The 12,633-nt window shown below is 72.3% G+C and carries 7 protein-coding genes; 3 read left to right on the top strand and 4 right to left on the bottom strand.

Going from position 1 to position 12,633, the window contains the following annotated elements:
• Window positions 1–381 precede the first annotated feature (381 nt).
• Together VFV67_RS07310 and VFV67_RS07315 are read left to right on the top strand one after the other, a co-directional pair.
• Window positions 382–4,074, top strand: coding sequence for a hypothetical protein (locus tag VFV67_RS07310; protein ID WP_326468228.1), 3,693 nt, complete (start codon window positions 382–384; stop codon window positions 4,072–4,074).
• Window positions 4,075–4,210: 136 nt separating this feature from the next.
• Window positions 4,211–5,779 carry a family 16 glycoside hydrolase gene (locus tag VFV67_RS07315; RefSeq protein ID WP_326468229.1) on the top strand — a complete coding sequence of 523 codons (1,569 nt, stop codon included), beginning with the start codon at window positions 4,211–4,213 and terminating at the stop codon, window positions 5,777–5,779.
• A gap of 66 nt (window positions 5,780–5,845) precedes the next feature.
• Here VFV67_RS07315 and VFV67_RS07320 read toward each other — a convergent pair whose 3' ends face one another.
• Together VFV67_RS07320 and VFV67_RS07325 are read right to left on the bottom strand one after the other, a co-directional pair.
• Window positions 5,846–7,900 carry a molybdopterin oxidoreductase family protein gene (locus VFV67_RS07320; RefSeq protein WP_326468230.1) on the bottom strand — a complete coding sequence of 685 codons (2,055 nt, stop codon included), beginning with the start codon at window positions 7,898–7,900 and terminating at the stop codon, window positions 5,846–5,848.
• A gap of 21 nt (window positions 7,901–7,921) precedes the next feature.
• Window positions 7,922–8,800 carry a LysR family transcriptional regulator gene (locus tag VFV67_RS07325; RefSeq protein ID WP_326468232.1) on the bottom strand — a complete coding sequence of 293 codons (879 nt, stop codon included), beginning with the start codon at window positions 8,798–8,800 and terminating at the stop codon, window positions 7,922–7,924.
• Between the two features lie 125 nt (window positions 8,801–8,925).
• Here VFV67_RS07325 and VFV67_RS07330 point away from each other — a divergent pair, with 125 nt between their 5' ends.
• The gene (locus tag VFV67_RS07330; RefSeq protein ID WP_326468233.1) at window positions 8,926–9,117 is read left to right on the top strand and encodes a hypothetical protein; all 192 of its coding nucleotides are present in this window, start codon (window positions 8,926–8,928) and stop codon (window positions 9,115–9,117) included.
• Between the two features lie 131 nt (window positions 9,118–9,248).
• Here VFV67_RS07330 and VFV67_RS07335 read toward each other — a convergent pair whose 3' ends face one another.
• Window positions 9,249–11,429, bottom strand: coding sequence for a discoidin domain-containing protein (locus VFV67_RS07335; protein ID WP_326468234.1), 2,181 nt, complete (start codon window positions 11,427–11,429; stop codon window positions 9,249–9,251).
• A 208-nt stretch (window positions 11,430–11,637) separates the two neighbouring features.
• Window positions 11,638–12,633: a LacI family DNA-binding transcriptional regulator gene (locus VFV67_RS07340; RefSeq protein ID WP_326468235.1), complete on the bottom strand. Its 996-nt coding sequence runs from the start codon at window positions 12,631–12,633 to the stop codon at window positions 11,638–11,640.

Below are 12,633 nucleotides of genomic sequence, written 5' to 3' on the forward strand. Positions count from 1 at the left end.
CCCGGCCTGAACCGGAGGCCGAACCTGGACCCGCACCGAACCTCACAACCGGGTCACCGAATCCGGTGGGCGGCGACGTGGGACGGTCACGGACGCAACCGGCCGCCGTGCCGGCGGTCACCCGGGTGCCGGTCGGCGACCCCGCGGCATCGTGGGCACCCGCCGGCCGGACAACCGTGGATCGTGCTGACCACCCCCAGTACGGCCGCCAGCACGATCGTCACTGCAGGTCTAACCGATTCCGGGTTGTCCGGTTCCCGGATCTCCCGCCGCACAAACAACTCCGCACAACCCCGGCCGGAGGACCCCGGCATCGACAACGATCGCCTGCCTCGGTTAGGTTCTGCGCCGCACCGTCCGTACCGCTGGGGGTGATCGACGATGCCGCGTCCGGAACGACCGCTCGATCCCGATGCCGGCGTGGCGCAACGGTTCGCCGCCGCACTGCGCGAGCTGCGGCACCGGGCGGGCAGCCCCGGTTACCGGGAGCTGGCCCGGGTGGCGCACTACTCGCCGACCACCCTGGCGCAGGCGGCGCGCGGTGAGGCGCTGCCCAGCCTGCCGGTGACGCTGGCCTACGTGCGGGCGTGCGGCGGCGATCCGGAAGCCTGGGAGGCCCGGTGGCGGGCGGCCAGCACCGAGCTGGACGCGGTGGACGGGCCCGAGGCGGCCGGGCCGGACGACGAGCAGCCGGCGCCGTACGTGGGGTTGACTGCCTACGGCGTCGAGGACGCCGACCGGTTCTTCGGCCGGGACCGGCTGGTTACCCTGCTGACCGAACGGCTGTCCCGGCAGCGGTTCGTGGCCGTGGTCGGCGCGTCCGGGTCGGGAAAGTCGTCGCTGCTGCGGGCCGGGCTGATCCCGGCGGCCCGGGCCGACCGCGCGCGCTGGTCGACCCTGCTGCTCACCCCGGGAACGCACCCGCTGGACGAGTGCGCGGTGCGGCTCGGCGCGCTGCTGCGCGTGTCGCCGGGGCAGCTCGCCGCCGAGCTGGCCGCGCAGCCGCGCAACCTCGGCCTGGCCGCCCGGACGCTGCTCGCCGATGCGCCGGCCGAGGCCGAGCTGCTGCTGGTGGTCGACCAGTTCGAGGAGGTGTTCACGCTCTGCCCCGACCCGGCCGAACGGGACGGGTTCATCGACGCGCTGCTGGACACCGCGGCCGAGCCGGACAACCGCACCCGGGTCGTGCTCGGCCTGCGGGCCGACTTCTTCACCCACTGCGCCCGGCACCCCCGGCTGGTGCGGGCGCTGCAGGACGCGCAGGTCCTTGTCGGGCCGATGAGCGCGGACGAGCTGCGCGCGGCGGTCACCGAGCCGGCCGCACGGGCCGGGTTCATGGTCGAGAAGACGCTGGTCACCACGATCCTCACCGAGGCGGACGGCCGGCAGGGGGCGCTGCCGCTGGTGTCGCACGCGCTGTGGGAGACCTGGCGGCGGCGCAAGGGTCTGTCGCTGCGGCTGGCCGACTACGCGGCGGCAGGCGGGCTCGGCGGGGCGATCGCCCAGTCCGCCGAGCGGGTGTACGGCGAGCTGACCCCGGAGCAGCAACGCGCCGCCCGGGACATCATGGTGCGGCTGACCGCGCTCGGCGAGGGCACCGAGGACACCCGGCGTCGGGTGACCCGCACCGAGCTGGGCAGCGATCCGACCACCCGCACGGTGCTCGACCGGCTCGCCGCGGCCCGGCTGATCACCGTCGGCGAGAGCACCGTGGAGATCGCGCACGAGGCGCTCATCGCCGGCTGGCCGACCTTGCGCGAATGGCTGGCCGCGGACCGGGACGCACTGCGCGCGCACCGCCGGCTCACCGACACCGCCGCCGAGTGGGACCGCGCCGGTCGCGACGAGGCCTACCTGTACCAGGGTGTCCTGCTGGCCAGCTGGCAGGACCGGGATCGCGACGCGCTCAACGACGTTGAGCGGGCCTTTCTGGCGACCAGCATCGCGCGCCGGGACCGGGAGCGGGCCGGACGAAGACGGGCCGTGCGGCTGACGGTGACCGTCCTCGGCGTGCTGCTGACCGTGGTGAGCCTGCTCGCCGGGTACGCGCTGATCCAGGCCGCGGCCTCGGCCGAGGCGAGCGAGCTGGCCTATTCCCGCCAACTGGCCGCGAGCGCCCGCAGTCAGCTCCAGTTCGACCCTGAGCTGGCCCTGCTGCTCGCCACCAGGGCGGTGGACACCCGGCCGACCCCGGAGGCGCAGACGGCGCTGCGCCAGGCGGTGTCGGACTCCCGGGTGCGCGCCTCCGTGCCCACCGGCCACGGCCGGGCGCTGTGCGTGGGGTTCAGCCCGGACGGCCGGCGGCTGGTGACCAGCGGCGACGACGGCACGGTGCGGATCTGGCAGCCGCCGCAGGACGGCCAGGCCTGGCCGGAGCCGGTCGTGCTGCACGGGCACACCAACAAGGTGTGGAGTTCGATGTTCAGCCCGGACGGGCGGTCGGTGGCCTCCGGGAGCTACGACGGCACGGTCCGGGTCTGGCCGCTGGACGGCGGCGAGCCGGTCGTGCTGCGCGGCCACCGCGGTGAGGTCTCCGAGATCGCCTTCGCGCCGGACGGGCGGACGCTGGCCAGCGCAGGCGAGGACGGGGTGCGGGTGTGGGACCTCGCCGGTGGCACCGAACCGGTCCTGCTGACCGGTTTCACCGGCAAGCCGTACAGCGTGGCGTTCTCCCCCGACGGGCGCTACCTGGCCGCCAGCGGGCACTCCGACGGTGTGCTCCAGGTCTGGGATCGGGCCCGGCTGCGGGATCCCGTGGTGGTGCGGGCCGAACCGGGCAGCCAGGGGCATCTGTCCTTCAGCCCGGACGGCTCCCTCCTGGTCAGCTCCAGCACCGACGGCGCGGTCCGGATCTGGGACCCGACCGGGCAGCGGCCCACCGTCGAGCTGCCCGGTCACCAGGGCCGGTCGCTGACCTCGGCGTTCGGCCCGGATGGGCACATGGTGGCCAGCGGCGGCCAGGACGGGAAGGTGCGGGTGCACGGTCCCGAGTCCAGCGCCAACGCGGTCGAGTTGCACGGGCATCGCGGCGAGGTCTGGAGCGTGGCGTTCAGCCCGGACGGGCGCCGGGTGGCCAGCGTCGGCACCGACGGCACGCTGCGGCTGTGGTCGGCGATGCCCCCCGGCGAGCCGACCGTGCTGCGTGGGCACGACGGCGCGTCCTGGGCGGCCCGGTTCGCCGGGTCCCGGATCGTCAGCGGCGGCGCGGACGGGACGGTGCGGCTCTGGGACACCGGCGGCGGCGAACCCGTTGTGCTGCGCGGGCACACCGGCGAGGTGCTCGACGTCGCGGCCAGCCCGGACGGGCGGCAGGTGGCCAGCGCCGGGGAGGACGGCACCGCGCGGGTCTGGACGCTCGGCGTGGCCGAGCCGGTGGTGCTCAGCCGGGTCGAGGGCCTGGTATGGAGCGTCGCGTTCACCCCGGACGGCAGGTCCGTCGTGGTCAGCGACGCCGCCGGCTCGGTACGGCGGTTTCCGGTGGCCGGCGGGGAACCGGTCGTGCTGAGCACCGGGAACGGGGTGTTCCGGCAGGTGGCGGTCGGCCCGGACGGCCGGGTGGTCGGCGCGGGCAGCGACGGCTCCGTGCGGATCTGGCCGGCCGCCGGCGGGGAACCGGTGGTGCTGCGCGGGCATCACGGGCAGGCGTTCAGCGTGGCGTTCTCCCCGGACGGCCGGCGGGTGGCCAGCGGCGGCCACGACGGCACCGCCCGGATCTGGCCGGCGGACGGCTCCGGCGAGCCGATCGTGCTGCACGGTCATCAGGGCCTGGTGTGGGGCATCGCGTTCAGCCAGGACGGTCGCTACATCGCCACCAGCGGCAACGACGCCACCCTGCGGGTCTGGTCGAGCACCGGCGACACGGAGCCGGTGGTGTTCAACGGTTACCAGTCCTCGGTGGAGAGCGTCGTCTTCGCCCCCGGCGGCTACGACCTGCTCACCACGCACGAAGACGGCACCGTCCGCGTCCAGCGGTGCGAGGCCTGCGCGCCGCTGCCGGACGTGCTGGCCCTGGCCAGGACCCGGGCAACCCGGACCCTCACCCCGGAGGAGCGGGAGACTTTCGGCGTCCGTTGACGCTCCAATGTCCACACGGTGTGCGCGATTGTCCACGGCGTGCTGCCTACCCTGCTTGGCAGGAGCTCTCTGTTGGTCCACATCGGACCCATCCTGCGTACAGCCACGCCCACACCCTGTCCCGGGAGGTTTCGCCATGCCCCCAACAGCATCGGCCGGGAAGTTCGGCAGACGATTCTGGTCGGTCGCGGCACCGCTGGTGGCGGTCAGCGCGATGGTGTTCGCGCTGGTCTCGGTGTCCAACGCGCCGACCGCGCGCGCCGACACGCTGCTGTCGGACAACTTCGAGGACGGCAACCTGGACGGCTGGACCCGTTCCGGCGGTTCCTGGTCGGTCACCGCCGACGGCTCCCAGGTGGCCCGCCAGTCCAGCACCTCGAGTGACGCCCGTGCCCTGGCCGGCCAGAGCACCTGGGCCAACTACGCGGTGCAGGCGCGGGTCAAGGCGTTGTCGTTCAACGGATCCGACCGGTTCGCCGCGGTGCTGGCCAGGGCCCAGAGCAACACCAGCTACTACTACCTGACGCTGCGCTCCAGCAACACCGTGCAGCTCAGGAAGCTGGTCAGCGGCTCCGCCACCACCCTGGCCACCGCCAACATCGCCGTCACGACGGGCACCTTCTACACGCTGCGCCTCGAGGTCAACGGCAGCACGTTGCGCGGCTTCGTCAACGGCACCCAGGTCGGCCAGGCCACCGACACCCAGTTCGGCTCCGGCCGGGCCGGAGTGGCCACGTTCAACGCCAGCGCCTCGTTCGACGACGTGCTGGTCGAAACCGTCGGCGGGCCGCCGGGTTCCACCACCCTGCCCGTCCCGACCACCACCACGAGCCCGGGTCCGCCGCCCCCGCCCGGCCCGCTGGTCGGCTGGGCGACGCAGGGCGGCGGAACCACCGGTGGCACCGGCGGCACGACCGTCGACGTCGACACCGAGTCGGAGTTCCTGGCCGTGGTCGAGACCGCGACCCGGCAGACCATCCGGGTCACCGGGACGATCGCGATCGACGGCATGGTCGAGGTCGGGTCGAACAAGACGATCATCGGCGTCGGGGCGAACTCCGGGTTCACCGGCGGCGGGCTGACCCTGGAGGAGGGGTCCAGCAACGTGATCATCCGCAACCTCAACTTCCGCGGCTCGGACGACGACGGCGTCAACGTGGAAGAGGGCGCGCACCACGTGTGGATCGACCACAACGCCATCTCCGGCACCTCGGACGGCACGATCGACATCAAGCGCGGCGCCGACTTCATCACGGTGTCCTGGAACCACACCTTCGGGCAGACCAAGGACATGCTGCTCGGCCACGACGACGACAACGGCGGGCAGGACCGCGGCCACCTTCGGGTCACCTACCACCACAACTGGTACGACGGCACGGCCGAACGCCACCCGCGGGTCCGGTTCGGCAACCCGGTGCACGTGTACAACAACTACGTGGCCAACGCCGACTACGGGGTCGCGTCCACCGTCGAGGCCGGTGTGCTGGTGGAGAACAACTACTACGAGAACGTGGTGCGTCCGCTGGCCGTCGGGGTGTTCGAGTCTCCGGGCGGCAACCTGGTGCACCGCGGCAACGTGTTCGTCAACTCCGGCGCACCGGAGTCGGCCGGCAGCGTCAATCCGATCCCGTACGGCTACACCCTCGACCCCGGGGCGAACGTCAAGTCCCTGGTCCTGGCCGGGGCCGGGCCGGGACGGATCTGAACGGGACGGAGCCCGGCACCCCCGGCGCCGGGCTCCGTTCGGGCACGATCGGCGCGGCTACGGCGATCAGGCCGGGGTGATCTCGACCCGGTTGTCGTGGAAGACGGCGCCGCCGCCGAGGTCGGCGTCGCGTTCGTCCACCGTGGCATTGACGCTGGACCCGCCGGTGAGCTTTGCCCAGTGGCCCTTGGTGGTGGCCGCCACTCCGGGCCGGACCCAGTCGCCGACCTCCAGCTCGGCGTGGAAAGCGCCGCGGTCGTTGGTCACCCGCACCTCCGCGCCGGTGGCCAGGCCGCGCGCGGCCGCGTCGGACGGGTGCAGCACCACCCGGGGCCGCCCGGCCCGGCGGCGCAGCTCGGCGTTGTTGCCGAACACCGTGTTGAGGAAGTGGTGGGACGCAATGGAGATCAGGACCAGCGGGTAGCGGGCGGCGAGCCGGTCGCTGACCACCTCGGCGGCCGGTAGGTAGCCGGGCAGCGGGTCGAGGCCGTCCGCCTCGGCCCGGGCCGAGCGGAACTCCAGCCGGCCCGACGGCGTGGGAAACCCGTTGGCGAACGGGAGAAACGGCTTCGGCACGGCCAGCCGGGCATACCCGTTGGCGCGCAGCCGGTCCAGCGTGATGCCGGACAGCGCCGGGTCCCCGGAGCCGAGCGCCTGCTCGGCCAGCCGCTCGTCGGAGTCGTACAGGCTGGGCTCGGTCAGGCCCATCCGGCCGGCCAGCAGGCGGAACATCTCGGTGGCCGGCAGGCACTCCCCCGGCGGTGCCACCGCAGGCTCGTTCCACGCCAGGTACATGTGGCCATAGCCGTTGTGCAGGTCCGCGTGCTCGGTCTGCATGGTCGTCGGGAGCACGATGTCGGCGTAGTCCACGGTGTCGGTGGGAAACTGCTCGACCACGACGGTGAACAGGTCTTCCCGGGCCAGTTCCCGGCGCACCGCGTTCTGGTCGGGCGTGCTGGCTGCCGGGTTGGCCGCCTGCACGATCAGCGCCCGCACCGGCGGATCGTCCACAGTGGACAAAATGTGCGCCAGCAGGGTCATCGACAGCGTGCGCACCGGTCCCGGTCGCAGGTCGTCCCGGTACAGCGCGGCCCGGTCCAGCGGGAAGTGCGCGGTCGTCGAGTAGGACAGCCCCCCGCCCGGCCGGGCCCAGTCGCCGGTCACACCGGGAATGCAGGCCAGCGTGCGCAGTGCGGTGCCGCCGCCGGCGTGCCGCTGCATACCCATGGTGGCGCGGATGGCCGTCGGCCGGGTGGTGGCGATCCGGGTGCCGAGGGCGACGATCCGCTCCGCCGGCACACCGGTGAGCTCGGCGACCTTGTCGGCCGGGTACTGCTCGATCCGCTCCCGGAACTCCGGCCAGCCCAGGGTGTGTTCGGCGAGGAACTCCCGGTCCTGCGCCCCGAGGCCGACGACCACGTTGAGCAGCCCGAGAGCCAGCGCCGCGTCGGTGCCCGGGATCGGCGCCAGGTGCTCGTCGGCCTGGCTCGCGGTGCGGGTCCGCAACGGGTCGATGGCCACCACGTGCGCGCCGTCCTGCCGGGCGGCCTGGATGAACTTCCACAGGTGGTGGCCCGTGGTCAGCGTGTTGGTCCCCCACAGGATGATCAGCTTGGCCCGGCTCAGGTCTTCCGGGTCGATGCCCGCGGAAGTGCCGGTGGTGTAGGTCAGGCCGGCACTGCCGGCGATGGAGCAGATGGTCATGGCATGGTCGGAGGCGCCGAGCACGTTGAAGAACCGCCGGCCGGGGCTGCCGCCGAGGCCCTGCACGAATCCCAGGCTGCCGGTGCCCCAGTACGGCCAGATCGCCTGGCCGCCGTACCGGTCGATGATCTCCCGCAGCCGCACGGAGATCTCGTCCAGCGCCGCGTCCCAGGTGATCCGCTCGAACCGGCCGGAGCCCTTCGGGCCGACCCGGCGCAGCGGGTGGGTGATCCGGTCCGGCGCCGCCGCGTGCTCCAGGTACCGGTTGACCTTGGTGCACAGCGAGCCGCGGGTGAACGGGTGACCGCTGTCACCGCGCAGGTCGACGGCCCGGCCGTCGCGCACGGTCACCACCCAGCTACAGGTGTCGGGGCAGTCAAGTGGGCAGGCGCCCAGCACTGTCAACTCGGTCGTCATCCGCCCTCCCCTCGGTCACCCTCAGTATGCCTCGCCGGCCACCGCGAGGAACCGGACAAGTACGGGAGCGGTGCTGGCCGCCGGCCAGGCCAGGGCCAGGTCCCAGCGGGGCAGCCGGTCGGTGAGCGGGCGGTACACCACCGCGTCCTGGGCGCTCGGCGGGGTCGGCGCGATCAGCAGCGAGACGCCCAGACCGGCCGCGACCAGGGAGACGATGGTCTGCACGTCGGCCGCCTCCTGGATGATCCGCGGCGTGAAGCCGGCGGCGACGCAGTGCCCGACGATCGCGTCATGCACCGACGGGCCGGAGGCGCGGGTGTAGAGCACGAACGGCTCGCCGGCCAGCGCGCGCAGCGGCAGCCGGGCTCGGGCGGCCAGCGGATGGCCGGCCGGCAGGGCCACGACCAGGGGATCGCGGGAGATCACCCGGGTGGCCACGGTGGGCTCGTCGATCGGCAGCCGGAGCAGCCCGACGTCGATCTCACCGGCCCGCAGCAGCGCGATCTGCCGCAGCGTGGTCATCGTCTCCAGGTTCAGCACCACCCCCGGGTGGGCCCGCCGGAACGCGCCGAGCAGCCGCGGCAGCGCATCATGGGTCGCCGACTGCACGAACCGCAGCCGCAGCGTCCCCAGCTCACCGCGCTCGGCCGTGCGCGCGTCGGTGACCGCCTGGTCCGCGCGACGCACGAGATCCTTGGCCGACGCCAGAAAGATCTCCCCGGCCGGGGTGAGCCCCAGCCGCCGCCGGACCCGGCTGAACAGCTCCACCCCGAGATCCCGCTCCAGCGCGGCGATCTGCCGGCTCAGCGACGGCTGCGTCAGGTGCAGTCGACCCGCCGCCCGCCCGACATGCAACTCCTCGGCGGTCACCACGAACGACCGCAGGTGCCGTAGCTCCATGCCGCACATCATGCGCGCAACGCATGAAATCCGGTACACCATTGCATTGGACGTATGAACTGCACCGGCCTACCGTCGATGGTGCCGGCATCCGAAAACGTCCACACAGCACGAATCGAGCAGTCATGTTCATACCCGCCACCGGGGTCGAGGCCACCCGCCGGCTCGCCGAGTCCGCGCTGCCCCACGCCCCGGTCGAACCGGACCGGAGGCCCGCCTTCCTCCTCCGGCTGTTCCGACGCCGCCCGGCGATCCCCGCCGCCCCGGTCCGGGCCCGCCCGGCCCCCTGTCGGTGCACGGCGCCGGTGCGCGCCTAGCCGGACCGCCACCGCGGACGGCACCGGAATGGCAGCAGACGACGCTGGGGAGACCCCGGCAGCCCTCCGGTTCCCAAACCAGGGAAACCGGAGGGCTGCCGGGGACCATCTTCACGAAATCCCGTCAGGGGCTAGGGAAAGTTCGGCACGTAGGACACCTGGTTGGCCAGGTTGGCGGTCGCGCCGGTGTCGTTGATCACCCGGTTGATCGTGCCGACGCCGCCGAGCGAGACCGCGACCAGGCCGTGGAAGCGGACGTTGGGCGTGTTCGGGACTTCGAAGGCACGGCTGGCCACCACCGCCGGGTTGACGTTGAAGAAGGAGTAGCCGCCAACGCCCCAGGCCTCGTGGCTGGTGACCGAGTTGGCCACCTTGTACGCGGCCCAGCCGAGCGCACCGCCGCCGCTGCTGCCCCAGGCCGCCTGGCTGGGCGGGTCGTAGGGCAGCTCGTTCTGGAAGAAGTACGTACGGCCGCCGTTGCCGTTCCAGATCACGTTGTGCTGCTGGTAGTGCTCGACGAACAGCCCGTACATCAACACGTTGTTGCCGTTGACGACCACGCCGTTGGCGCCGGTGTTCACCGTCCAGCCGACACCGGTGCCGTGGTCACCGCGCCACACCCACATGTGGTCGCCGATCACGTCGTGGCTGTTGATCCGCAGGCTGACCGTGGCCCGCCCGGCGTGCGCGCCACCGACCCGGAAGAACATGTCGTGCAGCGACGACGGGTTGACGGCGTGGCTGGCCGACGAACCGGCCGGGCCCAGCTCGACCAGCACCGGCGAGTTCACTGGTCCGGCGTCGATCAGCAGACCGGCCAGCTTCACACCGTCCACATCGGACACAGTGATGGCCGGCAGGCCGGTGTCCGGGATCAGTGTGGCCAGGCCGATGCCGAGCACGACGGTGTCCGGTCTGGTGACCCGGATCGTGTCGTTGAGGTGATAGATGCCGGGCTGGAACAGCAGATGCCGGCCGGCGGCGAGCGCGGCGTTGATCGTGGCCGCGCTGTCCGACGGCCGGACGATGAAGAACTGGGACAGCGAGATCGACTGGCCGGCCGGGGTTCCGGCGCCCCACGAGGTGCCCCGGGCGTTCTGCCGGATGGCCGGGACGAACACGTTGTAGCTGCCCGCACTGTTGACGTACAGGAACGGCTTCTCCCGGATCTTCGGCGCGCTGTCCACGACGGTGTGCGACGGGTTCGGGAAGTTCTGGGCCGGCGAGCCGGTCGAGCCGACGAACACCATGTTCCACACCGAACCGTTCCAGCCGCCGTTCAGCGCGCTGTTGCGGGTCAGGAACTGTTGTTGTGAACCGGAAACGACCACACCGTCCATTCTGGAGTCGGCGATGAGGCCACCGCTGGACCAGCCGTCTCCGCCGTTCCACAGCTGCACCTGACCGGACAGGTGCATCCTGCGGTACGGCGCGGCCTGGGACACGGCCCACCGCTCGATCTGGGTGCCCGGCAGGTGCACGAACATGTTCTCCGCGGCCCGCCAGAAGTTCTGCGTCGCGTTGCCGAGGTTGTTCGGGTTGTCGCCCTGCTGCAACCAGTCGGCCTCGACCCGCACGTGCCCGTTGATGTTGGTGTCGTCCGGGGACAGGCCGAGCCCGGCCACGTGGGTGTAGAACCGGAGGTCGATGTTGGCGGTGTAGGTGCCCGGCTTGAACAGCATCGCGTAGCGCTGCAGGCCGAACTGGTTGGTGCGCATCTGGGCGGTGATGGTGTTCGCCCGGCTCTGGATCTCGCTGGCCGGCGTGCTCGGGCTGAACACGAAGGTGTTCGGGCCGAGGTCCGGGTTGAGCGGGTCGGTCGGCCGCACCGGGCCCGGTCCCGGGCCGCCGCCGTCGTCCACGTTGACCGACAGCTCGAACAGCGAGTAGCCCCACTGGGTTGCCCGCGCGGTGCCGAGCACCCTGACGTAGCGGCCGGTGCCGACCACGTCCAGGCTCTGGTTGCCGCCGGTGCTCGTGGTGGTCGAGAAGATCGTGGTCCAGGTGCTCGCGTTGTCCGAGACCTGGATCTGGAACGCCCGCCCGTAGGCGGCTTCCCAGTTGAGCCCGACCCGGCAGACCGGCCGGGAGCTGCCGAGGTCGACCTGGAGCCACTGCGGGTCGCTGAACTGGCTGGACCAGCGGGTGCCGGCGTTGCCGTCGACGGCGTTGCCGGCCGGGAAGCCCGCGTTCTCCGCAGACGACGCGGTGGCCGGCCGGTTCAGCGCGACGTTGGCGGTGCCGCAGGCGAGCGGCGCGGAATACGCGGTGGGGCTTGCGATGACCAGACCGGACAGCGTCACGGCGGCCACCGCGAGCGAGCTTGCCAGCGAGCCACGGGTCCGGCGCACGGTCGAGGGGCCCCAGCGACGGCGTGGGGCAGGGGAAAGGAGTCTCATGGTCGTTTGCCCGTCAGAGAGGGTGCAGGGGACGGGAGATTCGGAACCGGTTCCGGAACCGGTTCCGGAGCCCCGTGTGAGGCATTTAACAGACCCGAAATCGGACCGTCAAGAAGCCCAGCTAGGCGGTGGACTCCCGGATCACCAGGGAGGTGGGCACGATCCAGGGTTCTTCCGGCAGGGTCTCGCCGGCCAACAGGGACAGCAGCATCGCGGCCGCCTTCTCGCCCATCTCCCTGGACGGCTGGCGAACCGTGGTCAGCGCCGGCTGGGTGTGCGCGGCCACCGGAATGTCGTCGAAGCCGACCACCGCCACGTCGTCCGGCACGGTCCGGCCGGCCGCGCGCAGCGCGTCAAGCACCCCGACCGCGGTCAGGTCGTTGTGCGCGAACACCGCGTCGAACTCGATCCCGGTGGCCAGCATGTGCCGGATCGCCACGTCCCCGCCGGCCCGGGTGAAGTCGCCCTCCACCTGTAACCGCCGGTCGAACTCGACGCCGGCCGAGTCCAGGATCGTGCGGAACCCGTCGATCCGGTCCCGGGTGCAGCCGAACTCGGCCGGTCCGGTGATCATGGCCAGCCGGCGCCGGCCGGTGCCGAGCAGGTGCGCGGCGGCGTCCGAGGCGCCCTCCCGGTTGCTGGTGGCCACCGACGGGAAGCCGGGATGATGACCCCGGTCGTCGATCATGACCACGGGCAGGCCGTTCTCGTGCAGCCGGGTGATGTAGCTCAGCGTGTCGGGCGGCTCGATCAGCAGCAGCCCGTCGAACGCGTTGGCCGAGACGTGCCGGGCGAACTGGGTCAGCGAGTCCCCGCCCCGGTTCATGGTGTTGAGCAGCAGCCCGTATCCCCTGGCCTCCACCACGTCCGCGACGCCCTGCAGCACGTCGCCCATCCACGGCCAGGTCAGGCTGGGCACCAGCATTCCGACGGTCTGCGCCCGCCCCTTGGCCAGACCCACCGCCCGCGCGCTCGGCGTGTATCCGGTCGCCGCGATCACCTCGCGCACCCGGATCGCCGTGCTCGCGTCCACATCCCCCTTGTTGTTCAGCACCCGCGACACCGTCGCCTTGCTGACCCGCGCCCGCCTGGCCACCTCCGCGATGGTCACACGCAT

Origin of the sequence: Actinophytocola sp. (genome assembly GCF_035762905.1) — a bacterium.
Lineage (GTDB): Bacteria > Actinomycetota > Actinomycetes > Mycobacteriales > Pseudonocardiaceae > DASYTH01.